Genomic DNA, 23,402 nt, shown 5'->3' on the forward strand with positions numbered 1-23,402 from the left:
CGGGGTGCAATCGGAATTAAATCAGAGATTTCTTGCATAAGCCGCTGCTTGCGTAGACCTCTTCAGCTGCCAAAACAGCTTCTTCTTTGCTGGCGCGCTGTCCATCCTCGATGAACTCTGAGCCATCACTTACAAGGAAGTACCAGACAATCTGACCTCCCTCCTCTGTGTATCTGTTCACCTGCATGAGTGCTTTGGGGTCGTCTGGTACACGGCCCACGCCTTTCCCGTCCCCAACCTTTGCTCCTTCGGCGGGACCCCAGATGTATTTCAGTTTTCCCACTTTCTCTCCCTCTGATACCTTTGCCATGAGAGCACCAACATAACGAGAATAAGCAATCTGAGAGGCTATTGTGCCAAGCGCCTTTGTTGCTTCCCCTCCGGATGCTCTCACAAGAGCTTCATGCAAAATCTGCCATTGCCACATAAGGGATGGGGGCATCGCCAACTCTTCCCAAAGCAAGATTGCCACTTCAAGGGACTGAAAGGAGCCGCCGATGAAAGTGTTTCTTTTGCCGTCTTTCTCTTTCCAGTAGAAGCCAGGTAGCCATTGCATGCTTCCGCTCCATATGTTCACTTTATGTTCTACATCAGCAAATACGTTTAAACAAGCCAGTAGAATGTACTGAGCGAGGGAAGGTTTCACCCTGTACGATGCCTGTGTGTTGCCCGGATTGAGCTCTGCAGTAAAAATGCAGCTTGCAAGACTCTTCTATTTTTCCGAGAGTTACGGGAAGACTCAAGGAACAGACCCATCATGAAAACAGAACGCGAAAAGATGGAAGCGGGTGAATGGTACACCTGCATCGATGACGAGCTGGAAACGCTGCGGCAAGCGGCCTATCACGCCGTACATGAGCATCGTACACTGCACCCAAGCAAGCGTGGATGGATAAGCCCTGCCCTGCGTGCACTGCTTGGCAGCTCCACCGACAGCACAATCATCGAAGCACCGTTTCATTGCGCTTATGGCATCAACATTCATTTGGGAGAACGGGTTTTCCTCAATACGGGTTGCACCATTTTGGATACAGCGCCTGTGCGAATTGGTGACCAGACCATGCTTGGGCCGAATGTGCAGATCTATTGCGCCCAGCACCACAAAGATGCAGAAAAGCGCTGTGCGGGACTGGAAATCGCAAAGCCGGTGACCATTGGCAAGCGGGCGTGGATTGGTGGGGCTGCGATCATCATGCCGGGCGTGACCATTGGCGATGAGGCCATTGTGGGCGCAGGCAGCGTGGTGACCAAAGACGTGCCCGCCGGAGCCACCGTGGTAGGTAACCCCGCGCGGGTGAGTGGCTAACTCTCCAAAGAGAGAAACTGGCTGCCGGTGTTCCCATGCAGCCAGTTTGGGTCGGGGTCAGGCTTCCAGCGTTTGTTGCCCGGCTTCTGCCTTTGGGGCTGCTTGTCTCTTTCCAAACCACATTCTGCTGATGAGGTTATCTCGCAGGATAAACTGGTGAAACGCCCATCCAACAACATGCAGCACAAGCAAAGCGGTCAGCACGTTCGCGATGACACCATGGGCGATACGTGCCGGATACACTGTGAGATCTGCGGGGAGTGGCGCTCCGGACCCACCCAGCGTTATTGCGAAGAGATCTGCGTTATAGGCCATAACGAGACCGGAGAGCACCATACCTGCAACCAGCGCATACATCGCCCAATGGGTCAGCCCAGCGGCAGTGTTGAGTGCGGCTTTTCCCGTGTCTGCTTTTGCAGGCTTTGTTGTTACAAAACGGGTGATGAGGCGCAGAAGGATGAGCACGCCGATGGTCATGCCCCAGATGATATGCCCAGTCATGCCAGTGAGTTTTTGCGGGTCGGTGCTTTCCATAGCTGCCATCATGGGCCCTCCCACCACCAGCGCCATAAATATCATCAGGGCGAGGATCCAGTGCAGGGCTACTAAGGCCGGGTGATAGCGTGTTGTCATCGGGTGTTCCAATCATCAATCTTCAACGGAACCGGCGGTGGGTTCCTGATTATGTCTGGAGTGCATTTTACGTTACCTAATGAGAACAAGAATGATATAATAAGAAACAAGGCATTACTCTGATGTAACAAGAGAGACACCATGAGGTCACTGGACTGGGAGCTGTTGCCGTCTTTTCTTGCTGTTGCGCGGGCGGGCAGTTTGAGAGCGGGCGCTGAGTTGCTTCATACCAATTATGGCACTGTGAACCGCAATATTCAGGCTCTTGAGGCCAGTTATGGCGTGGCATTGTTTAGTCGCTCCACCAAAGGCTTCAAGCTGACTGATGCCGGCGAAACCGTGCTTCCGTTTGCTGAGCAGGCAGAACAGGTGATCATCAATGCGCGCAAACGTGTTGAGGGGCTGGACAAGAGCGAAGCGGGGACGCTCCGCTTTTCTGTCACGCCCACGTTTGCCTATGATGTGATTTCTCCAATCATCAGCAGGTTTCAGGAGGCCTATCCTGATATTCAGGTGGAGCTGAGGCTGACTTCTGCCGTTGAGGAGATCAACAAGGACGAGACAGATGTCTCTCTGCGTGCGGCCTATGAAGTGAGCGAGGATGTGGTTGCCCGCAAACTCTACCCCATAGCCATCGGCATCTATGCAAGCCAGGCCTACATTGACGCCGCGTTTGCTCAATCCGGACCGCAAGGCTCTGGTCTTTCCTGGATCGGTTGGCCAGGTGACGCACACACGACCAACTGGGTCGCTCAAAGCCCCTTCCCTCATGCTGACATCCGGCACATGGTGTCCGATGGATATATGCGCCTCCGATTGTTGAGAGAGCACTGCGGTCTCTCTTACCTCCCTGTGGTTTTTGAACGGTTCTTTCCTGATTTGTGCCGCGTGCCCGGCACCAAGACTGAGTTGGGGCAGTCGCTTTGGATTGTGCTTCATGCAGACCTGCGCAAAACCATCCGCATCCGCCGCTTTGTGGATTTTCTGGCTGAGGAACTCATGGCCCTGCGGGAGGACATGCAAGGCGAGCTTTACAGGCGCTAAAGCAGTTCGCTTAAGTGCTGGTCACAATAAGCTCAATTGCAGGTTGGTAAAGCTGCGTATAGGCTGTGGGCATCTGATCATTCCAGCAAACATAAGTGACCTATGAAACTGTTTTATGCCCCCGGCACGATCTCGATTGCCGTTGCCATTGCTCTTGAAGAATCCGGTGTACCCTACACCACACACAAAATTGACTTTAGGAACCCTGACGTCAGCCGTCCGCAGCTGTTAGAGGTGAACCCGAAGGGACGTGTTCCTGTTCTGGTGACAGACCATGGCGTTTTGACAGAGGCCGGTGCGCTGCTCGATTACGTTGCTGATCTTGCCCCGGATGACAGTCTGAAGCCTTCTGATCCTTACAAGGCCGCCAAGATGCGGGAGGCCATGTACTATCTGGCTTCCACCATGCATGTGAACCATGCCCACAAACTGCGTGGTGCCCGTTGGGCAGACAAGGAAGCCAGCTGGGACGACATGCGCGCCAAGGTGCCGGAAACCATGACTGCCTGCTGTGCCTATGTGGAAGAGAACATCGTCACCGGCCCTTACGTGCTAGGCGACACTTTCAGCATTGCTGATGCCTACCTTTACGTGGTCAGCACCTGGCTCAAAGGCGATGGAGTGGACATCACACCATTTCCAAAGTTCCACGCCTTCCAGAAGCTGATGGAAGAGCGGGATTGCGTGAAAGCGGTGAAAGCTGCGGGGATGCTGGGTTAGGTTCCTGACCCAAACAGGGCAGCTGCCGCTTTACATCCGAGGCAGCTGCTTTGCATTGGCTCAATACCAATTAAGCGTTTTAGTTGACCACCTCAAATGCAATTTCTCCGTTATGGAGAAAACAACATTTGGTGAAAACCGCCAGATCAACCGGATTGGGAAGACGAATATCAGACAGGTCCGGCAAGGGTTTCATTGCCAGATCAAAGTCCCTTTGAACCTGCGATATCAAGGTGATGATAATCTCTGTTTTCCTTGCAAACTCTTTGAGCTCATTCAGCTGCAAGGAGAGTTCGGGGTTTTGGCGTTTCTGATCAAGCAGCTGCAGGTAATCAATAACAACTAGCGTCTTTGAGGGCGCATGCCGAAGTTCATTGATGATGTAGCGGGCACAAATCTCATCCGAGCAATCCAGATGGAAAGCCTCCCTCAGCTGAGCAGGATTATAGCCGAGCTGGGATACACGCTTCAAAACATCTGCAGGCGTATACTCAAGGGTAAAAAAGTAACTCTCGCCCCCTGCTCTACTGGCTTGAATGGCCAGTTCCAATCCAAACAGAGTTTTGCCCTGGCCCGGACGTGCAGCAATTAAAACAAGGTCTCCGCAGTCTAAATGGCGAAGGCATTTTTGAGCGCGACCAGACCGTGAGCCAGAAACTGACAGATGGCTCCAGCTGCTATAGCCTTCTTTTTGCGCGAGCTGATCCAGCGCCGCATGCAGCGGCATGCCACTTTCGCGTGCGGTTAACTTTGCTTGTCTTTTCAGCTGGTGAACGGGACTGGACAGTTTCATTGAAGAACCCTCTCTTCAGAGCATACATTGCAGTCCCTCCTTATGCGCTTGCTCGAACAGTATGGTTCTGATCCTGACGTCCTACATGTGCAATGCTTCCCGTATTGGAGGGCGGAGGCTTGGACTTAGCCTTGCTGCAAGGATAGAAATCCGGCTTACCGCAATCAAGAGGCAGATGTGTTTTTCAACATGCTGCTGAGAAGACCCAGCTGCAGCCGGTTGCTCAAAGATCAAGCCGATAGACAACTTGCTGCTCGTTAAATCGTTCAAGTTGCCGGGTTTGTTGCATGCCCAGCTTTTGTAACAGGCGGATGGAGCGGGTGTTTTGAAGTTGGGTTTCAGCGAGAAGAGATGTCAGATTCAGCTCCTGCATAGCGATTGGCAGGTAGGCTTTGAGGGCTTCCTCGGCATAACCTTGCCCCCAATGCTCCGGCAGGAATTCGTAGGAGACTTCTATGTCTTCTCCTTGATGATAAGGAGCTAGACTGAGCAGGCCGAGGAACTCGTTGGCTCTGCTGGATCGCACTACAGCATGATACACCCCTGCTTCAGCAACCATCCTTGAACATCGGATTTCGATAGCTTCAGGGCTTTGCTTTCCTCCCAGAAACATTCTTGTTTGCTCATTGGCGAACAGTCGTCGGAGTGCGGTTTTATCTGAATGCGTTGGCTGGGAGAGTGAGCAACGTTTGGTGGCAAGATACATCGTCCCCTCCCCTACACCCCCAGCTTGACCACCACGTTGAGGAGGATATCGCGGAGGGATTGGACTTCTTCTTTGGTGAGGTTTTGGTAGATGACGCGGCGGTCGCCGGCCATGACGCTTTCCATGGCTTTTTCGACGGTGGTTTTGCCTTTGTTGGTCAGGCGTACGATCTTGCTGCGTTTGTCGGTATCGTGATCAATGCGCGTGACGAGGCCATCAGATTCCAGCTGCTTAAGGATCTTGGTCATGCCGCCTGAAGTCATCAGCAGAGCGCGGTACAAATCACTGGGGGACATTTCCCATGGCTCAGGACGGCCTCGCAGTGCGACCAGCACCTCAAAGGCACCGTTGGTCAGGCCATAGACCTCCAGCTCTTTTGTGCAGTTCTGATCGAGGATTTCGCTGAACCGGTTCATACTCAGAAACAGCTCGGTTTCTACAGAGACAGCTTCTGGCCAGTTCTGGCGCATCTGTTCCAGGGCTTTGCCCATTGGGTAGGCTTTCGACATGAGATCCTCATCACAACTCTATCGGTTTTCTAAATTAAACCTTGCCAGAAAGATAGTTTGAATATATCTATCCAGAAAGCTACTTAGATAGATAGGTGTGACATGAGAAGTTTCTGGGACAGAGTTCGACACTCCGTGCTGTTTGAAGGGATCGCCCTTTCCATCGTCGCAGTGTTTGGAAGCTGGATTACTGGTCATTCCATTTCAGAGATTGGTGTTCTTGGACTGGTCATGTCCCTGATCGCCATGGGCTGGAACTTTCTTTACAACTGGCTCTTCGACAAATGGTATGTGGCCAACCGTGGTACCAAGCCAAGGACTGTTGCCATGCGTATTGTGCACGCCCTGTTGTTTGAAGGCGGGCTGCTTGGATTTGGCATTGTCGCAATCATGTGGCTTCTGCAGATGAATTTTGTTCAGGCATTGCTGCTTGATATCGGCTTTGCGATGTTCTTTCTGGTTTACGCCTTCGTCTACAACTGGGTTTACGATCTGGTGTTCCCCGTTCCGGTTGCAAAAGCCGTTTGAACGTGTGGTGCTGACATAAGAACGCAAGAAAAGCCGGAATAACGCAAATTCCGGCTTTTCCTTTCAAACCAACGCAAACTGGCTGTTTGATAGATCAGATATCGTCGTAATCGACTGTTACATCATCTGTTTTCGGTCTGGACTGACAAGTGAGCACGTAGCCTGCCTCAATCTCCCAAGGTTCCAGCGAGTAATTGACGGCCATGTCGACTTTACCGGAGACCACCTTGGCGCGGCAGGTGCAGCACATTCCGCCCTTACAGGAGAACGGTGCTTCTATGCCCAACCGCAGGGCACCATCAATGATGGTTTCACCCGGCTCCAGAGTGACGTCGTGGCGTGCACCATCAACGATCATGGAGACCTTTGCCTTATGGTCTACAGCGCTGGAATCCTTGGCTTTATGGGCTGCGTGCGGATCACCGCCATCAGCAGGCACAAAGAGCTCGTTATGGATGTGTTCCAGCGGAATGCCATGGCTTTGACAGGCTTGTTTGGCTGCTTCAATCATATCGCCCGGGCCACAAAGGAAGACGTGGTCGATGCTGTTCTCACCAACGGTCTTGGTGATGAATTCCTCAATTTTTTCAGAGGTTAAGCGACCATTGAAGAGGCTCAATTCCTGCTCTTCACGAGACAAAACATGATAGACACTCAAGCGATCAAGGAAGCTATCCTTCAGGTCATCCAGCTGATCCTTGAAGATCACGCTCTGGGAATTCTTGTTGCCGTAGAACAGGAAGAAGTGGCTGTTCGGCTCATCTTCCAGCACAGCCTGCACCATGGACATGATCGGTGTGATGCCGGATCCAGCTGCAAAAGCGGCGTAAACCCTTGCTTCTTCAGTGGTTCCTCTTGGAAGATTGAAACGGCCCATCGGAGTCATCACATCAATCTCATTGCCAACAGAGACATGATCCAGAGCGAAGCTTGAGAAGCGGCCACCCTCTACTTTTTTGATCGCAACGCGGATGTCATCATCCTTGGGAGACGAGCAAATGGAGTAGGATCGGCGGGTGTCTTCGCCATTAATAAATTCGCGCAGGGTGAGATACTGCCCTGGAATAAAAGAATAATCTGACTTCAGGTCCGCAGGAATTTCAAAGGCGATAGAGACAGCTTCCTCTGTTTCCTGATGGACTGACTTGATTTTCAATCTATGAAACCGTGGTGACATGGTTTCCTCCCTTACATCTGCCGGAGCCTTTCAGCCGAGCGGGTCAGATGCACTTGAAATAATCAAAAGGCTCGGAGCAATCGTTGCAGCGGTAAAGCGCTTTGCAAGCAGTAGAGCCAAACTCGGAAATACGGCTGGTGTTGGCAGAGTTGCACTTGGGGCAACGGACTTGCTCCTCACCAAACAAGGCCCGGCGCGAGGCCTTGCCGTTTGGAGGCGCAATGCCGTAAACCCTTAGTTTTTCACGCGCTTTTTCTGAGAGCCAATCGGTGGTCCAGGCTGGAGTGAGGACGGTTTTGACGTCCACCCTCTCAAAACCAGCGGTGAGCAGAGCCGCTTCGATATCGAAAGCGAACATGCTCATGGCCGGGCAACCGGTGTAGGTTGGTGTGATGGTCACCTCTACAGAGCCATCTGCCTGCACATGCACATCGCGCAAGACACCAAGGTCCTCAATGGTGAGCACCGGCACCTCAGGATCGGGCACATCGCACACCGCATCCCAGGCCTTTTGATCCAACTCAGATCTCAGAATTTTCGCTGCAACTGCCATGGGTTAGCTCCCGATCACCACTGGGCTTGTGGGAACGAGCGCTGCAGGTACTGCATTGGCGACAGGATATGTCCCAGATGCTCACTGTGCTCGCCCTTACGACCACCTGTCTGCATCCAGCTTTCAGTTGGACGTTCCAGATTGGCGCGTGCCAGAACCGTGTTCACCGTCTCATCCCATAAGTGTTTGATAGACATAGGATCTACAGCAACTTCTTTGGCAACTAATGATGATACAACCTCGTCACATTCAAACATCTCGCCGGTGTACATCCAGAGGAACTCCAACGCATCACTTATGCGATTGTGGCTTTCCTCGGTGCCGTCTCCCAGACGGATCACCCACTCAGCAGAATGGCGCAGATGGTAAGCTGCTTCTTTCTCTGCTTTCGCTGCCAGACCAGCCAGCTGCTCGTCTTTCGAGTTCATCATCGCTTCCCAGAACGGGTGCATGAACGCGGAAAAGAGGAACTGGCGCATGATGGCATAGGCGAAGTCATCATTGGGCTGTTCGACCAGTAGAAGATTATTGAACTCCCGCTCAACCCTATGGAAACACAGGGCATCTTCGTCGCGGCCCTTGCCTTCGATTTGCCCTGCATAGGTGTAGAGCTCACGGGCATGGCCTATGAGATCAAGCGCGATATTGGTGAGTGCGATGTCTTCTTCCAGGTGAGAAGCGTGACCACACCATTCGCCTAGTCGCTGGCTCAGAATTGCGGAATCGTCAGCCAGCCGCATGCAATATGTAAATAGTGCCGTATCTGTCATCATGGCCTCCTTACATATTCGCGACTTCGTCAGGCAACTCGTAGAACGTCGGGTGGCGATAGATCTTTGAAGCTGTTGGCTCAAACATCTCGCCCTTCTCGTCCGGATCGTTCGCGATGATTGCTGCTGATGGAACAACCCAGATAGACAGCCCTTCTCCGCGGCGTGTGTAAACGTCTCGCGCTGCCTGCAGAGCCATCTCCGCATCAGCTGCATGGACAGAACCTGCATGTCTATGAGACATGCCATTGCGCGCTCTGATGAATACTTCCCAAAGTGGTGTTGCTTGTTCGCTCATGTTCTGCCCTCCCTTAAGCAGCTGATTTCTTTGCGGCTTGCTTTGCAGCGTACGCCTGCGCAGCCTCGCGCACCCAGGCACCGTCTTCATGTGCTTTGATGCGGTCTTTCATCCGCTGCTTGTTGCAGATGCCATTGCCTTGAATGGTGTTGTAAAACTCGTCCCAGTCCGGCTCGCCATGCTCCCAGTGCCCAGTTTCCTCATTCAGCTTGAGATCTGCATCCGGCAGAGAAATGCCAAGAACCTTTGCCTGAGGCACAGTGGCATCGACGAACTTTTGACGGAGCTCATCGTTGGTAAAGCGCTTGATCTTCCACTTCATGCTGGCGGCTGAGTGCTTGCTGTCCTTGTCAGAGGGACCAAACATCATCAATGCAGGCCACCAGAGGCGATTGACGGCGTCCTGAACCATCTCCTGCTGCTCTGCCGTGCCTTTCATCATGGCAACGAGAAGATCGTAGCCCTGACGCTGATGGAAGCTTTCTTCCTTACAGATGCGGATCATTGCACGGGAATATGGCCCGAAAGAACAGCGACATAGCGGGATCTGGTTCATGATCGCGGCACCATCAACCAGCCAGCCAACAGCCCCGACATCAGCCCAGTTGAGGGTTGGGTAGTTGAAGATGGAGGAGTATTTGGCTTTGCCGGTCAACAACTGATCGACCAGTTCTTCGCGGGAAACGCCCAGAGTTTCTGCGGCAGAATAAAGGTAGAGGCCGTGTCCCCCCTCGTCCTGAATCTTGGCGAGCAAGATGGCTTTGCGCTTCAAAGACGGAGCCCGCGTCACCCAGTTGCCTTCTGGCAACATGCCGACCACTTCGGAGTGCGCATGCTGAGAGATCTGCCGAACCAACGTCTTGCGATAGGCTGCTGGCATCCAGTCGTTGGGCTCAATCTTCTCTTCACGATCAATGCGAGCTTGAAAAGCAGCAAGCTTTTCTTCGTCCTCAACGCCAGCTTCAACAGCCGGGTTGTTCAATGCTTGCGTGTACATAGGTAAGGTCCCTCCCAAGAGCACACCAATGTTCGTTTCCGCTTCAATATGTCACAGAATACCATTCCCACAAGTATTTTCTGTAACATTTAAGGGTGCATTTTAGGACAATTCTAAATTCGCTAATGATTACAAAGGTTGGAACCGTTCAAAAAAAGCAGGTTCAGGAGATGGCAAAGCGCCCTCTGCATTCTTGGCGTTAGAATCAAGCCAGACCTCACCGTGATCTCTCAGGGTGTTGTAGATGCCCGCTGCAAGTTCTCGTGCGACGCTTCCCTCCCACTTATCTGGCAGGGCTTGTAAAGGCAGCTCAGGATCTCTGAGAACCAGTCGCCGGAGGTCATGGATCAGAATGATGCGGATGATCAGAGCTGTTTCTGGAGCAATAGGAGCACGACTTCCACATTCAAGAAGTGCTTGCAAGCCGCTGTAATTCTCAATGAACTCGCGGTATCCCTGCTGCAGGCTCTCCAGGTTCCAGGCTTGCCGGGCAAGCTGCACGGCTTTGTCAGGTGGCGCCGTGGATTGCATAAACACGATCTTCTCTGAGGATTTGGGCAATTGCTGGCCGATGTCCGGTTTAATCAACACGTTTGGAGCAATCACGCCAAAGCCCTGATCTGTCAGGTGTTCCCGGCGCTCAGCCCGCCCCTCCCCTTCACTCAGAATTGCCGTGATCCAGTTGCCATTCCCGTTCGCCGGACCGCGGGCATAAATGCGCGGCGTTGCCTGATCAAAAGCCTCGCGGCCCATTTTGGTAAGGCGATAGAACGAGTTGCGACCGATGCGTGTGCGCTCCAACCAGCCATCGGTGGCCAGACGAGACATGGCGGTGCGGACCACTCCGGAGTTGATCCCAACCATCTGCATGATCTCGGTGATGTTTCCCATCCAGAGCTCGCCACCACGCGGAGCAACGCAGTCTCCAAAGATCGAGATGATCATGGACCATGAGCGGATTGGCTTTTGCGCGTGAAAGCGATCAATGAGCTTTTGTTGTTCCGTTTCGAGAATGCTCACGTTCACACGCCTTTTGAAGTTCAGAAGCTGCATATTTGTAAGGGGTCAATGCACTTTTGTGCAAGTCTCTGTTTGAAAAGAGCAATAATGAGCAAGGCAAAGAAAAAGCCGGAGGCGTGAGCCTCCGGCTTAAATTCATCTACTCAACAAGGCCAGCTTATTTTGCAGTTGCATCAGTGATGCGACCAGCCAGTTTAGGCTCGTATGCACCGCCCTGCGCTTTCAGGAAGTCAGCAAGTACGAACTCAAGGCCTGGGCCGTAGTCGTATGCGTTCTTACCTTCTGCTGCAAAGATCTTGTAACCGTCACCACCGTTACGAACGTAGTTGTTGGTTGCAAGCTTGTAAACTTTGTCTGCTTCAATTGCAGAACCGTCTTCCAAGGTTACTTCAACAACACGCTCACCAGCAGGCTTGGACGCATCGAAGGTGAACTTCAGACCAGCAACCTGTGGGAAGCGTCCGCCGCCTTCTTCGATCTTGGACAGACCGTTTTCCAGAGCAGTTTTGATGAACTTACCCTGAAGTTCGAAGGTCGCCAGAGTGTTCTGGAAAGGAAGAACTGCCAGAGCCTCGCCCATGGTTACTTCGCCAGCGTCGATAGAAGCACGCAGACCACCACCGTTGGTGATTGCGATTTCAACGCCTTTGTCTTTGGTTGCTGCAAGCATAGCGTCAGCTACGAGAACACCCATTTCACACTCACGTGCGCGGCAAGACTTGCGGTCACCATCTACTGGTGCTGCAGTTGCACCGATAACTTCGGTGCGAATTTCGTCAAGCGGACCAGCAAGTTCTGCGATACGTGCTTTGGTTACTTCGTTTTCAGCAACCTTCGCGTCCATGATGATTGGCTCGCCAACAGCTTCGATTACGTTGCCGTTGTCGTCAAACTTCACGTTCAGCTCACCAAGGAATTTGCCGTAAGCGTATGCAGATACGATCGCTGCTTTCTTACCGTTTGGAGCTTCAACCCAAGTTGGGTATGGGCCTTCAGCACGGTCAGACGTGTTGGACAGATACGTGTTGGTGTGACCGCCAACAATCACATCAATACCGTCTACAGCAGCAGCGATTTTCTTATCAACGTCGTAACCGGAGTGAGACAGAACGATGATCTTGTTCACACCCTGCGCCTGAAGCTCAGCAACGTGTTTGTTAGCTGCTTCGATTGGGTCGTAGAATGTAACATGATCGCCAGGGCTGGACAGCTCATGAGTATCATCTGGCGTCAGGCCGATGAAACCGATTTTTTCGCCGTCACGCTCAACGATGGAGGTAGGCTTCAGAACGCCGATCAGCTTGCCTTCTTTGGAGAAGTCAGCGTTTGCAAGAAGAACCGGGAAGTTCACGATATCCATGAAGCCACGCAGAACTTCTGGACCATCATCAAACTCATGGTTGCCGACGGTCATTGCGTCGTAACCAAGAGTGTTCATGAACTCAGCAGCAGCCTTACCTTTGTAGTAAGTGTAGAACAGAGAACCCTGGAACTGGTCACCACCATCCACGAGGATAGAGTTTTTAGCAGCCGCACGGCGCTCTTTGATTGCTGTTTCCAAACGGGCAGTGCCACCCAAACACTTGCCTTTTGCATCATCCTTTGCGGAACAATTCGAGTCGTACTTGTTGATTGGCTCAATGCGGGAATGGAAATCATTCGTATGCAAAATGGTCAGATCAAATTCTGCCATAGCCGGCGCGGAAACGCCAAAAGACAACAAAAGCGCAGTTGCGCCCAAGAGATGCTTTTTCATAGGTCTTGCCTTTATTCAATTGCCCCAAGCAATTTAACGAGACGGCTACGCGAGAATCTCTATATCCGCGCAAACCTCCCAAGAACACGCTCGGTACAATTGCCCATAACTGTGACAGGCACAAGACTAAAGGAGATATATTTCGCCATCTAACTGAAAAAAAATTCAGAGCCTGACTTTTTAATCGCGAGCCCTATTAGTACCTATTACAAGGGGTAGGATTGTTGAGAATCCTTATAATATATCAACTTGTTGGCTCAATAAATCAGAGGTAGAAAACACCCGAATTTGGTAAAATTTATCGAAAAAACCCTTAGATTCTCGAAATATTTATCCCCAAATGCTCAGTGCAGAATACGTGAATTTTCTAGGTCAGTGATATCAGATTCAGAGAACTCTTCCTCAACCGCGGGTACGGAATAATGACCACTCAACCACTTGTTGAGATCCACCTGTTTACACCTGTCTGAGCAAAACGGCTTTGTTGCCTCTTGCGCTGGTCTCTCGCAGATCGGGCATTTTACTGATGGCTTCTTCATCATCTCTCTCAACTGCTAGTTTTGATCTTCGCAGATATGGCTGTTCACCTATCCGGCTCAGCAGAGCATCTGCCAGTGCCTCTAGCCAGAAACCTACAGGACATCAAGAGATAAAATCAGATCATTTTGATGGTTTTGTCGAATTTGGTGTAACGGAGCGTCAGCCACCCCTTCACAACTACAAATTATCTCCTAAATTTAAGGCGTTAAACAGTTTAGATGCAAACAACTTTGCAGCAATTAGAGTTCAGACTAAGATTAGCCATAGGCAGGCACTTTTGAACATGCTCGTATCTTTATCCGAATACCAGAACCACGTTTCAGGGATAAACTCTGAGTTCTGTATGGATTTGAAAGTATCTCGCGAACACCGGGGAAGCGTATAATGAACAATGAAGTTTCTTGGATCCTGACAGCGCACCTGGCCACCGCAGAACCAAAAGTCTTTGAAGGGCTGATGGTGGAGATGGTGAAAGCAGTCCAGCAAATGCAGGGTGATACCACAGCTTATGTCTGGTACCTGAGCGAAGACGGGCAATCCTGCGAGATTTTTACGAGCTTCAAGGACAGCAACTCAGCAATGTTGCACCTGACGTGGTTCTCCAACACCTATGCCAAGCAGTTTATGGACACATTGCACCCAACAGGCATGACAGTTTATGGCAAACCAACTCAGGAGCTGCGCAATGCACTTGCGAGCCTGTCACCACGATATGTGCAAACTGTTGGTGGGTTTGCGCGTTAGCCTTCTCCTGCTTATGCAGCAGGTACGGCATCTTCGTCCCATGTTTTTTGGGTTGGATAGCCAGCTGACTGTAAGAGGCTTGCGGTCTCCAGCAGAGGCAAACCGACAACGCTTGGGTAAGATCCAATCACACGCGCAATAAACGCGCCAGCAAGGCCCTGAATAGCGTAGCCGCCTGCTTTACCACGCCACTCCCCTGAGGCGAGGTACTTTTCAGTGTCATGAGAAGACAGACGACGGAAACGTACGCGGGTTTCAACCAGTTTTGTGCGAACCACGCCATCAGGCATATTCACGCAAACGCCGGTGTAAACCTTGTGCATGCGACCGGAAAGCAGTTGAAGGCAGACGCTGGCCTGCTCCTTACTCTCGGCCTTTGGCAGGATGCGGCGTCCTACTGCAACAACTGTGTCAGACCCCAGGATGATGGAATGCGCTTTTTCGTCATCCCGGTCGATCAGAACACGTGCAGCGGCTGCTTTGCCACGTGCAAGTCTTTGAGCCAGCGCGCGCGGGCTTTCCCCACGCACAGGCGTCTCATCAATGTCTGCAGGCAGGAGGAATTCCGGTTCTATACCAATCTGCTGAAGCAACGCCAGACGACGTGGTGACCCTGAGGCCAATACTAACGGCAGTTCTTTGGTCATATGCCAGTTCCCCGATGAATTACAGACCAGAGCTCAACTAAGGCAGGCTCATCATGAACCCGCGCTCAGTGGATCGCTTATTTGTAGCGATAGGTGATACGACCCTTTGTCAGGTCATATGGTGTCATTTCCACGAGCACTTTATCGCCAGCCAGAACGCGAATACGGTTTTTACGCATACGACCAGCAGTGTGAGCGATAATTTCGTGATCGTTTTCAAGTTTCACACGAAAAGTCGCATTAGGAAGGAGTTCGACGACGACGCCTGGAAACTCCAGCATTTCTTCTTTAGCCATTAGGATTCCTGATTAGTTAAATGGAATTTTCGCGGAACCTACCGGATAACTCGCCAAAAGTGAACAGGCTACCTCCATTTCTTGGAGGGCAGTTTGACGAGTTTTACCGCTTATTCCTTGTTTTGGGGTGGAAAACACATGCAAAGGCCACGCGTAGAGTATTTTCAGCAGCTTATTGCATACGTTGTTCTATCTTTCTCTTAAGCGTATCACGCACCGCTCTGTACGCATCCATGATCTGTGAACGGCTTCCTGTTGCCACTGTCGGGTCAATCGTCGGCCAGTACTCAACATCAACGTGCTGTGCGCGTGTCAGCTCCAATGCCATGTGGTGGGCCTCCGGAGCAAGCGTAACAATGAGGTCGAACCCGTCTTCGGCCAGATCCTCAAATGTTTTTGGATGGTGATTGCTCAGGTCCATCCCAAGCTCATCCATAACAGAGTCGACAAACGGATCACGTTCGCCTGCAAAGACGCCACATGAGCGCGTGTAGACCTGTTTGGGGTAGAGCAGTTGGGTCAAGCCCTCTGCCATCGGAGAACGTACGGCGTTCATTCTGCAGATAAACAGGATGGAACTTGGCCGTGACATAAACTCGGCCATACTTACCCCCGGTGCTGCAAGGCGCAAATGAGCGTAAACAGTCGTCGGGCGGTTTGATGGTCGATGGTGATTTTCCCTTTCAGGCGCTCTTCCAATATGCAGGCGCCGTCGTCGTGTAGTCCACGACGCCCCATATCGATTGCTTCGATCTGCTTTGGTGAGGCACTGCGAATTGCATCGTAGTAGCTCTCACAGATCATGAAGTAGTCTTTAATGATCTTCCTGAAAGGGGTGAGCGAGAGGATGTGGGTTGCGATTTCGCTGCCCATTTCATCCCGAACTCCCAGCACAAGCTTACGCTTGATCATAGCCAGGTCCAACCGGTACGGGCCCTGATCGGGCCCGACCGGAGAAAACATGTTTTCCTCTACCAGATCAAAGATCGCAATTTTTCGCTCCCGCTCGACGTCTTTGTCGGCGCGCACAATAGAATCCGGATCAAGGACCACCTCAAAAAGGCGTTCTATTCCTTGTTGTCTCTGTTCTTCGTTTACAGGGACTTCCTTATTCATCAAGCGATCTTTTCCGTCCTGGATCAATTAACTAGTGGTTTAAGCGAATAGAGACTGAACGTCCATGCGCCTGCAGACCTTCCACTTCTGCCAGTGTGACGGCAGCAGGGCCGATTTGTGCAAGATTTTCCGGGTTACAGCGCAGAAGCGAAGTTCTCTTTACGAACTCCAGCGTAGACAGACCAGAGGAGAAGCGCGCCGAGCGAGCCGTCGGCAGCACATGGTTTGAACCGCCGACATAATCGCCGATCGCTTCTGGTGTGTAACGTCCAACAAAAACTGCGCCAGCATTTCTCATTTTTGGCAGCAGTGCATCAGGGTCCTCAACACACAGCTCAAGATGTTCTGGTGCAAAACGGTTGGAGAGCATCATTGCATCATCTAAATTGTCAACGGTGATGATCGCTCCGAAGTCATTCCAGCTCTGACGTGCAACGTCTGCACGTGGCAGCGTGGTGAGCTGACGCTCCACGGCCTCTTCTACAGCTGCTGCCAGTTCTTCGCTGTCCGTGATGAGAATGGACTGCGCAACCGGATCATGCTCTGCTTGAGAGAGCAGATCGACGGCAACCCAATCCGGGTTGTTATCTTTGTCAGCCACGACGAGGATTTCGGATGGGCCAGCGATCATATCGATGCCGACAGTTCCGAATACGCGGCGCTTTGCTGCTGAAACATAGGCATTGCCCGGACCAACAATCTTGGAGACCGGTGCAATTGTTTCTGTGCCATATGCCAGCGCCCCAACAGCCTGAGCGCCGCCTACGCGGTAGATCTCAGAGACACCAGACATTTTAGCTGCTGCCAACACGAGTGGGTTGAGTACGTCATCAGGGCTTGGAACCACCATCACGATGCGCTCAACGCCAGCAACCTTTGCAGGCACGACATTCATCAGCACAGAGGATGGATAGCTGGCAAGACCGCCAGGGACATACACACCAACAGCTTCCACTGCAGTCCAGATGGCGCCCAGCTCTACGCCGATGGCATCTTTGTAAGTGTAGCTTTCGGGCAGCTGCTTTTGATGGTGGGAACGAATACGATCGTGGGCAAGCTGCAAGGCTTCCAGTGTTTCAGCAGGGATTTGCACAACAGCTGCCTCAATCTCCGCTTCAGTTACTTTCAGCTCGTCCATAGATTTGGCCGACATACGGTCAAATTTGTTGGTGTATTCGAGCACAGCTGCATCACCGCGCATTTCGACATCCCGCAGAATGTCGCGCACGATATGATCCACATCCTCTGAAGTTTCCCGCTTGCTTCCAAGCAGGGCACGAATTTCTTCTTCGAAACCTTCAGACTTTGAGGAGAGCTTAATCGCCACGTTATCGTTCCCAATTTACTATAATTCCCGGGACTGTTCTTCCCGAGATGATGTCAGATTCTTAGAGATGCAGTCCAAGCCTTCAGGTTGTGCCGGGATTTTACGAAACTATCCCGCGCTTTCCAACTAGCCTTCTAGATCATGTTCAGGTCTGCTTTCAGTTTCCCAAACGGAGCCCAGATCTGCCAGTTGCGCTTCGATGCACTCGATATTTGCTGCAATAGCAGCCCCACCGGAAAACTCAAGCTTCAACTGACCAGCCGGTGCATTTGTCTCTTCAAACAGCACACAGAGCAAAGACAGGACCATGTCTTTGTTTGTTTGGTTGATTTTCTGAGCTTTGACCGCATCCACCCGCGACACAGAAAGAACGGATCGCGCCCGCATTCTTCGTTTCTGGTTGTTTTCGTCTGTTTCCCAAAGGTATCGATTCATTGTCAGCACCAGGCGGCGCTCAGCAGGTAAGTACTTGATATCTGCGAGTTTCAGAACACTGTCCTGCACCATGGAAGAGATGATCTGCAAATCTTCCTGATCCAGCGCCATCAGCTTCATTGGTTTTACCTGTTCCATATTAATCCCTTGCAGATTTCCCTAGCCTCACGCACCGTATATAGCGCGAGACATCCTTACTATTACAACAATTTACAGAAAAACATCTATGAATGAACGCAGCAGATTTCAAGCATGAAGCTCTGATCCAGTTTCTTTGAGAATATCTCCATGAAAAAACCCGGACTGAAAAACAGACCGGGTTCAAATCATTTGCTTCGGTTTCGTTAGGCCGAGATACGCTCGATCACCGCACCGCAGCGAGACAGCTTCTCTTCCAGCCGCTCAAAGCCGCGATCAAGGTGATAGACACGGCTGACAGTCGTTTCACCTTCCGCCGCCAAACCAGCGATGACGAGAGAAACAGATGCGCGAAGATCTGTTGCCATGACCTGAGCACCGCGCAGGGTTTCAACGCCCTCAACAGAAGCCACCTGCCCGTCCAGTGTGATCTTAGCGCCAAGGCGTGCCAGTTCCTGAACGTGCATGAAACGGTTTTCGAAGATGTTCTCAGTGATCTTGCTCACACCTTTGGAGCGGGTCATGAGCGCCATGAACTGCGCTTGCAAATCTGTTGGGAAACCCGGGAACGGCTCAGTGGAAACGTCTACCGGGCTGATGCCAGCACCGTTGCGCTTAATTTTGAGACCCATATTGGTTTCAGTGATTTCTGTTCCGGTCTGACGAAGGACATCCAGTGCACCTTCGAGAAGATCGCCGCGCGCGCCTTCCAGAGTTACTTCACCACCCGTCATTGCCACTGCCATGGCATAGGTCCCGGTTTCGATACGGTCGGGAATAACCGGATGGCGATGTGCGCCCAGGCTGTCTACACCCTGAATATGGATTGTGTCGGTGCCAGCACCTTCAATCTTTGCACCCATGCCAATCAGGCAGTTTGCGAGATCGGTGACTTCTGGCTCCTGAGCGGCGTTTTCGATCACGCTCTCGCCCTTGGCCAGTGTCGCAGCCATCATGACTGTGTGTGTTGCACCCACGGAGATTTTCGGGAAAACGACCCGACCACCCTTCAGGCCACCCTTGGCATCTGCCTGAACATAGCCGCGATCCATCTCTATATCAGCGCCAAGTGCCTTCAGTCCGTCAATGAAGAAGTCAACCGGACGCGTCCCGATTGCGCAACCGCCTGGCAGAGACACACGGGCTGTATGCATACGTGCGAGTAACGGACCGATCACCCAGAAGCTTGCACGCATTTTGGACACCAGCTCATATGGAGCTGTTGTGTCGACAATGTTGCTGGCATTCAGGTGAATGGTCTGGCCGGTCATTGTATCCTGACCTGCCCGTTTGCCGTCGACCGAATAATCTACACCGTGATTGGAAAGAATCTGAGTGAGAAGTGCGACATCACGCAAGCGGGGCACATTCTCAAGGGTCAACGTATCTTCGCAGAGCAGTGACGCGATCATTAAAGGCAGCGCAGCATTCTTCGCGCCTGAGATCGGAATAACACCATTAAGCTGATTGCCACCAACAATACGAATTTTGTCCATACTTCTATAACCCCAATAAAGCCCGCGGCGGGAAACACAAATTTGAAGAAGAATTGATCGTGTCCACTAACATCAGGGCTGTGGCATAAGCAAGGCAGCGCTTCTGCCTAGTTTCTTCCCCAACGGTTTTCCCCAATAGATCCTGCTGATATTTCGCATTAGCAGGACTTACAAGGACCGCAACATCCTACTCCGCCCAAAACCTGAAGTTTTCGGCGAGATTTCCATATATTTCTAATTTAGCGATAAATGCTAGATTTTTACTTAACGCCCTCGCGATTGAGCAAAGCGCATGCAGCAATCTCTAGGCTTCGTCAGTGTTCTTCTTAGCTGCCTGTTTTCTGCGACGCAGATTGGCGCGTAAGGCTTCAGCCAAACGATCTGCTTTCGGGTCGTTTTTTGGCTTTGCTACGGACTTTGACTGGTTGCCCGTCGTTTCGGTTTTCTTTGAATCTGTCATGCTCAACAGGTACACGAGGACGGGATTGAAGCCAAGTGCCCTAATATACGACAAGTGCATGGCAATGCTCTCATTTCACTGTGTTATTCAGTTTCCACAGAACTGCCAATAAAACCCCTTGCAGGTTTAAAAGGGTTATGACATAAGCCTCCTCGTTCCGAGGGCGCTGCCTGCGGAGCACTTACCTCGTTGCAAAATACGCTGGTTTGGAAGATACGAGAAGCGCTTAAGTGCTTCATATTTATGCGATGCTGCCGTAGCTCAGGGGTAGAGCACTCCCTTGGTAAGGGAGAGGTCGAGAGTTCAAATCTCTCCGGCAGCACCATTCTTCTAACAGCACTGCACAAATTTCGGCGCGCTGCCGTAGCTCAGGGGTAGAGCACTCCCTTGGTAAGGGAGAGGTCGAGAGTTCAAATCTCTCCGGCAGCACCATTCTCCTCCATAACTGATCATTTCGCTGATTTGCGCCATGCACACTGCTTTCTTGTTGCGCATTCTGTGAAATCTGATTTTAAAAAATCACTGAATTTTAGAACAATTTACAACTCTGCCGTGAGCCCTCTCTAACGCGCAGACTTTTCTGAGGGCAAGCAATCGCACTTATCAACGGTAATCCATCGATAATCCAAAGCGGTCGCGAAACAAACAAACTCACCCGAACACATAAATATCAGCTCAATGAAATAAAATTCCACGTTCTTGAGCTGAGCTCTACATGCCTTTGCGGCACTGTGCCTGAGATGCAACGTGCCACAATTCGACCAAATTTCATCTTGGAGTTGGTTTACATGTGATGGGAGTCCTGCGACGTTTCTGTGGTCTTGGGGGCGTATTGGGGTAGTTTTCCAACCAACCGTTTTGCGGATCGGGGAAGAGGGTATGCCTCCCAAGCGCACTTGCATGAGCTCTCGCGCAAGTGTCCGCTGATATTCATTTTGTTGGAGTTTCAGGAGGTAAAAATGGATCAGGCAGTCATCGACGCAGATGTCCCGACAGCAGCACACGGAAAGTTTTCCGAAGCAGAGCTACAGATGCTTCGCTACCAACTTGAGGAAGCAGAGTTCGCCAAACTCATTCGATTGGTATCCAGTCTTCCATCAGAGAAATGGGATCAAGCGATCAAGGCCCTCTCCGCTCTGTAGGTGTCATAGATGATCCACCTTGGGGGCAACTCAACGCCTCCGAGGAGGTTGTTGCATGCCTCATTGCGAAAAAGAAAGCTCAGACCATCGTGGCTGAGTTCGCCTCGCCAATGATGCTGTTTCCGTCCCAGTTCTTTTTGTGTCCGCGGATTTCACGCGGTGCTGGGCCGAAATAACCTGCTGTTTTCACAAAGTCTCTTGGCTGAAGAATAATCGATGCAATGCGTTGATAGAGCGCTTTGGCAGAAATCGGCTTACACAGCAACTCGTGGATGCCCAGTTTTCGCGCTTCGATAATGCGGCTGCGTTCGGTATGGGCCGTGACCATAATGATCGGGATATAAGCGTACGGATTATTCTGGGTACGGATCATGCGTACCATGTCTGCCCCGTCGAGAATTGGCATAACCCAGTCGAGAATCAGGATATCCGGATTAGCGCGGTCCATCGCTTCCAGACCAGACGCTCCGTCTTCCGCTTCGACGATTTTCCGGGCTCCAAAACCTTGAAGCATTGTACGCAGAATTGTGCGCATATAAGCGCTGTCTTCAACCACCAAAAACGATAAGGATGAGAGGTCTATACTCACGCAGTCATGCCCCGGTCACTTGATGTAACCCAATTAAATTAGAACAGAAATTCAGTTATTAGTTACAAGGTGTGGCAGAGAACATAACAAATTGCAAGACTGCCCAATTATAGTTCTATGTCAAAGACTATGTCTGCGATATATGTAGGCTGATATGCGTTAGGTGAAAAAATCCTTTGATAAATCCGCAATTCCATGGACCGCGTCAATGTGTCCTTCGACAGGGATAAGGATTATCGCTAAGTTTAGGCTAACTCTAAAGTATCGCCGAATAATACCGCCGCAATATAAGGGGCAAAAAATGGACTACCAAAATATCTTCAATGAGGCGATTGCTTCTTTGAAGGATGAAAAACGGTACCGCGTATTTGCTAATCTCGAACGCATTGCAGGGCGTCACCCACACGCACTGTGGCGTAAAGAAAATCAAAACCTCCGTGAAATCGTCATTTGGTGTTCAAACGACTACCTGGGGATGGGCCAACACCCTAAAGTTATTGATGCCATGACAGAAACCGTTCAGCGCATGGGAGCTGGCGCAGGCGGTACGCGTAACATCTCGGGCACGAACTACCCTCTGGTACAGCTTGAAGAAGAACTCGCAGACCTCCACGGAAAAGAAGGCGCCCTCGTTTTCTCAAGTGGTTTTGTTTCCAACGAAGCGTCCATTTCGACAATTGCAAAGTTGCTTCCTGATTGCCTGATCCTGTCTGACCAGCTGAACCACGCTTCCATGATTGCGGGTGTTCGCGGCGCAGGGACTTCTAAGAAAGTATGGCGTCATAATGACCTTGAGCACCTTGAAGACCTACTCAAGTCTGCTGGAAACGACCGCGCAAAGCTGATCGTGTTTGAATCCGTGTACTCCATGGATGGCGATATCGCACCGATCGAGCGCATTTGTGACCTTGCTGACAAGTACAATGCGATGACCTATATCGACGAAGTGCATGCTGTTGGCATGTACGGTCCACGCGGCGCAGGTATTGCTGAACGTGACGCGGTCATGGATCGCATCGACATCATTGAAGGTACACTGGCGAAAGCATTCGGTGTGATGGGCGGTTATATCACTGCTTCTCAGACTATCATTGATGCGGTTCGCTCCTATGCTCCAGGCTTCATCTTTACCACTGCTATTCCACCAGGACTTGCTGCGGCAGCAACAGCTTCCATCAAGCATCTGAAAGAATCCGGTGTAGAGCGCGAAGGTCAGCAGCGTCAGGCACAGCGTACAAAAGATGTACTGAAAGCAGCAGGCCTTCCTGTGATGCCTTCTGACACGCACATCATTCCAGTGCTTGTTGCTGATCCTGATCTATGTAAGCAGGCAACCGATTTGCTGTTGGATAAGCATGGCATCTACATTCAGCCAATCAACTACCCAACAGTTCCACGCGGCACTGAGCGTCTGCGCATCACTCCGGGCCCAGTCCACAACGATGCCCTGATTGATCATCTGCGCGATGCTCTGGTGGATGTATGGCAGACTCTTGAGTTGCCATTCACCGATGCTCCAGCGGAAGAAGATCTGGATGCTGCGCAAGGCCAGGCTGTTTATCAGTTTGCTGGCGGCTAAACGCCACCTCAATTCATTGCAAAAGGCCAGCAAATTTGCTGGCCTTTTTTGTTGCTTACAAAGCTGCATAGAAAAAGGCTTGA

At 51.4% G+C, this 23,402-nt stretch carries 30 protein-coding genes and 2 tRNA genes; 10 read left to right on the plus strand and 22 right to left on the minus strand.

The features are described 5' to 3' along the window. Positions 1–16 precede the first annotated feature (16 nt). Positions 17–556 carry a hypothetical protein gene (locus DHN43_RS03530; protein WP_063317942.1) on the minus strand — a complete coding sequence of 180 codons (540 nt, stop codon included), beginning with the start codon at positions 554–556 and terminating at the stop codon, positions 17–19. Between the two features lie 201 nt (positions 557–757). Between DHN43_RS03530 and DHN43_RS03535 the strand changes: the two genes are divergently transcribed. Further along, entirely contained in the window at positions 758–1,306 is a 549-nt protein-coding gene (locus DHN43_RS03535; protein ID WP_108817739.1) for a sugar O-acetyltransferase, read from the plus strand. 57 nt (positions 1,307–1,363) lie between these two features. Here the strand turns inward: DHN43_RS03535 and DHN43_RS03540 are convergent, their stop codons facing one another. Next, a complete protein-coding gene (locus tag DHN43_RS03540) occupies positions 1,364–1,939 on the minus strand; it encodes a cytochrome b (protein ID WP_108817740.1) in 576 nt (191 codons plus the stop codon). A 141-nt stretch (positions 1,940–2,080) separates the two neighbouring features. On the opposite strand from DHN43_RS03540, the gene DHN43_RS03545 reads away from it, so the two are divergent. Both DHN43_RS03545 and DHN43_RS03550 read left to right on the plus strand, forming a co-directional pair. After that, positions 2,081–2,983, plus strand: coding sequence for a LysR family transcriptional regulator (locus DHN43_RS03545; protein WP_108817741.1), 903 nt, complete (start codon positions 2,081–2,083; stop codon positions 2,981–2,983). A 102-nt stretch (positions 2,984–3,085) separates the two neighbouring features. Continuing rightward, positions 3,086–3,703, plus strand: coding sequence for a glutathione S-transferase family protein (locus DHN43_RS03550; protein ID WP_108817742.1), 618 nt, complete (start codon positions 3,086–3,088; stop codon positions 3,701–3,703). Positions 3,704–3,782: 79 nt separating this feature from the next. On the opposite strand, the gene DHN43_RS03555 is transcribed toward DHN43_RS03550, so the two are convergent. The 3 genes from DHN43_RS03555 to DHN43_RS03565 form a co-directional block, all read right to left on the minus strand. Next, positions 3,783–4,496, minus strand: coding sequence for a DNA helicase (locus tag DHN43_RS03555; RefSeq protein ID WP_108817743.1), 714 nt, complete (start codon positions 4,494–4,496; stop codon positions 3,783–3,785). Between the two features lie 223 nt (positions 4,497–4,719). Then, positions 4,720–5,202 carry a GNAT family N-acetyltransferase gene (locus DHN43_RS03560; protein WP_108817744.1) on the minus strand — a complete coding sequence of 161 codons (483 nt, stop codon included), beginning with the start codon at positions 5,200–5,202 and terminating at the stop codon, positions 4,720–4,722. Between the two features lie 11 nt (positions 5,203–5,213). Further along, positions 5,214–5,711 carry a MarR family winged helix-turn-helix transcriptional regulator gene (locus tag DHN43_RS03565; protein ID WP_063302323.1) on the minus strand — a complete coding sequence of 166 codons (498 nt, stop codon included), beginning with the start codon at positions 5,709–5,711 and terminating at the stop codon, positions 5,214–5,216. A gap of 102 nt (positions 5,712–5,813) precedes the next feature. Here DHN43_RS03565 and DHN43_RS03570 point away from each other — a divergent pair, with 102 nt between their 5' ends. Then, positions 5,814–6,239, plus strand: coding sequence for a PACE efflux transporter (locus DHN43_RS03570; RefSeq protein ID WP_082830970.1), 426 nt, complete (start codon positions 5,814–5,816; stop codon positions 6,237–6,239). Positions 6,240–6,333: 94 nt separating this feature from the next. Here the strand turns inward: DHN43_RS03570 and paaE are convergent, their stop codons facing one another. The 8 genes from paaE to yacG all read right to left on the minus strand — a co-directional run bounded on the left by paaE (position 6,334) and on the right by yacG (position 13,352). Further along, positions 6,334–7,416: a 1,2-phenylacetyl-CoA epoxidase subunit PaaE gene (gene paaE, locus DHN43_RS03575; RefSeq protein WP_108817745.1), complete on the minus strand. Its 1,083-nt coding sequence runs from the start codon at positions 7,414–7,416 to the stop codon at positions 6,334–6,336. Between the two features lie 43 nt (positions 7,417–7,459). Further along, a complete protein-coding gene (paaD, locus tag DHN43_RS03580) occupies positions 7,460–7,969 on the minus strand; it encodes a 1,2-phenylacetyl-CoA epoxidase subunit PaaD (RefSeq protein ID WP_063301752.1) in 510 nt (169 codons plus the stop codon). 14 nt (positions 7,970–7,983) lie between these two features. Then, positions 7,984–8,742, minus strand: a complete 759-nt coding sequence (gene paaC / locus DHN43_RS03585; protein WP_084404674.1) for a 1,2-phenylacetyl-CoA epoxidase subunit PaaC — start codon at positions 8,740–8,742, stop codon at positions 7,984–7,986. Between the two features lie 7 nt (positions 8,743–8,749). Continuing rightward, positions 8,750–9,037, minus strand: a complete 288-nt coding sequence (gene paaB, locus DHN43_RS03590; protein WP_054664467.1) for a 1,2-phenylacetyl-CoA epoxidase subunit PaaB — start codon at positions 9,035–9,037, stop codon at positions 8,750–8,752. Positions 9,038–9,050: 13 nt separating this feature from the next. Then, positions 9,051–10,034, minus strand: coding sequence for a 1,2-phenylacetyl-CoA epoxidase subunit PaaA (paaA, locus tag DHN43_RS03595; RefSeq protein ID WP_108817746.1), 984 nt, complete (start codon positions 10,032–10,034; stop codon positions 9,051–9,053). 129 nt (positions 10,035–10,163) lie between these two features. Next, complete coding sequence (locus DHN43_RS03600) at positions 10,164–11,054, minus strand: PaaX family transcriptional regulator (protein ID WP_108817995.1); 891 nt, start codon at positions 11,052–11,054, stop codon at positions 10,164–10,166. Positions 11,055–11,211: 157 nt separating this feature from the next. Then, positions 11,212–12,810, minus strand: a complete 1,599-nt coding sequence (locus DHN43_RS03605; RefSeq protein ID WP_063301749.1) for a bifunctional metallophosphatase/5'-nucleotidase — start codon at positions 12,808–12,810, stop codon at positions 11,212–11,214. Positions 12,811–13,154: 344 nt separating this feature from the next. Further along, a complete protein-coding gene (gene yacG, locus DHN43_RS03610) occupies positions 13,155–13,352 on the minus strand; it encodes a DNA gyrase inhibitor YacG (RefSeq protein ID WP_108817747.1) in 198 nt (65 codons plus the stop codon). Between yacG and DHN43_RS27155 the strand changes: the two genes are divergently transcribed. Both DHN43_RS27155 and DHN43_RS03615 read left to right on the plus strand, forming a co-directional pair. After that, positions 13,337–13,735, plus strand: a complete 399-nt coding sequence (locus DHN43_RS27155) for a hypothetical protein (RefSeq protein WP_199914781.1) — start codon at positions 13,337–13,339, stop codon at positions 13,733–13,735. The genes yacG and DHN43_RS27155 overlap by 16 nt on opposite strands. Continuing rightward, positions 13,735–14,094, plus strand: a complete 360-nt coding sequence (locus DHN43_RS03615) for a hypothetical protein (RefSeq protein ID WP_057464984.1) — start codon at positions 13,735–13,737, stop codon at positions 14,092–14,094. Before DHN43_RS27155 ends, DHN43_RS03615 begins: the two co-directional genes overlap by 1 nt. A gap of 11 nt (positions 14,095–14,105) precedes the next feature. Here DHN43_RS03615 and DHN43_RS03620 read toward each other — a convergent pair whose 3' ends face one another. The 8 genes from DHN43_RS03620 to DHN43_RS03655 form a co-directional block, all read right to left on the minus strand. Next, on the minus strand, positions 14,106–14,741 hold the full coding sequence (locus DHN43_RS03620) for a Maf family nucleotide pyrophosphatase (protein WP_057464983.1): 636 nt from the start codon (positions 14,739–14,741) through the stop codon (positions 14,106–14,108). A 77-nt stretch (positions 14,742–14,818) separates the two neighbouring features. Continuing rightward, positions 14,819–15,037, minus strand: a complete 219-nt coding sequence (infA, locus tag DHN43_RS03625; protein ID WP_008549604.1) for a translation initiation factor IF-1 — start codon at positions 15,035–15,037, stop codon at positions 14,819–14,821. Between the two features lie 172 nt (positions 15,038–15,209). Next, positions 15,210–15,641 (minus strand): arsenate-mycothiol transferase ArsC, encoded by a 432-nt coding sequence (locus DHN43_RS03630; protein ID WP_208980475.1) that lies wholly within the window; start codon positions 15,639–15,641, stop codon positions 15,210–15,212. Positions 15,642–15,643: 2 nt separating this feature from the next. Then, on the minus strand, positions 15,644–16,153 hold the full coding sequence (locus tag DHN43_RS03635; RefSeq protein ID WP_057464982.1) for a UPF0262 family protein: 510 nt from the start codon (positions 16,151–16,153) through the stop codon (positions 15,644–15,646). 31 nt (positions 16,154–16,184) lie between these two features. Then, positions 16,185–17,480 (minus strand): histidinol dehydrogenase, encoded by a 1,296-nt coding sequence (gene hisD / locus DHN43_RS03640; protein WP_108817748.1) that lies wholly within the window; start codon positions 17,478–17,480, stop codon positions 16,185–16,187. Between the two features lie 126 nt (positions 17,481–17,606). Beyond that, positions 17,607–18,053 (minus strand): DUF2948 family protein, encoded by a 447-nt coding sequence (locus tag DHN43_RS03645; RefSeq protein ID WP_057464980.1) that lies wholly within the window; start codon positions 18,051–18,053, stop codon positions 17,607–17,609. 206 nt (positions 18,054–18,259) lie between these two features. After that, positions 18,260–19,549, minus strand: coding sequence for a UDP-N-acetylglucosamine 1-carboxyvinyltransferase (gene murA, locus DHN43_RS03650; RefSeq protein WP_063302329.1), 1,290 nt, complete (start codon positions 19,547–19,549; stop codon positions 18,260–18,262). A 304-nt stretch (positions 19,550–19,853) separates the two neighbouring features. Further along, positions 19,854–20,069, minus strand: a complete 216-nt coding sequence (locus DHN43_RS03655; protein ID WP_108817749.1) for a hypothetical protein — start codon at positions 20,067–20,069, stop codon at positions 19,854–19,856. A 190-nt stretch (positions 20,070–20,259) separates the two neighbouring features. Here DHN43_RS03655 and DHN43_RS03660 point away from each other — a divergent pair. From DHN43_RS03660 to DHN43_RS03670, 3 genes are all read left to right on the plus strand, one after another. Continuing rightward, a tRNA-Thr gene (locus tag DHN43_RS03660) sits at positions 20,260–20,334 on the plus strand. A 32-nt stretch (positions 20,335–20,366) separates the two neighbouring features. Continuing rightward, positions 20,367–20,441, plus strand: a tRNA-Thr gene (locus DHN43_RS03665). A gap of 527 nt (positions 20,442–20,968) precedes the next feature. After that, on the plus strand, positions 20,969–21,151 hold the full coding sequence (locus DHN43_RS03670) for a hypothetical protein (protein ID WP_057464977.1): 183 nt from the start codon (positions 20,969–20,971) through the stop codon (positions 21,149–21,151). Positions 21,152–21,230: 79 nt separating this feature from the next. On the opposite strand, the gene DHN43_RS03675 is transcribed toward DHN43_RS03670, so the two are convergent. Continuing rightward, positions 21,231–21,740: a response regulator gene (locus tag DHN43_RS03675; protein ID WP_082597066.1), complete on the minus strand. Its 510-nt coding sequence runs from the start codon at positions 21,738–21,740 to the stop codon at positions 21,231–21,233. Positions 21,741–22,041: 301 nt separating this feature from the next. Between DHN43_RS03675 and hemA the strand changes: the two genes are divergently transcribed. Continuing rightward, on the plus strand, positions 22,042–23,319 hold the full coding sequence (hemA, locus tag DHN43_RS03680) for a 5-aminolevulinate synthase (RefSeq protein WP_057464975.1): 1,278 nt from the start codon (positions 22,042–22,044) through the stop codon (positions 23,317–23,319). Positions 23,320–23,402 lie beyond the last annotated feature (83 nt).

It is taken from the genome of Pseudovibrio sp. Alg231-02 (assembly GCF_900143565.1).
In the GTDB taxonomy this organism is placed as follows: Bacteria; Pseudomonadota; Alphaproteobacteria; order Rhizobiales; family Stappiaceae; genus Pseudovibrio.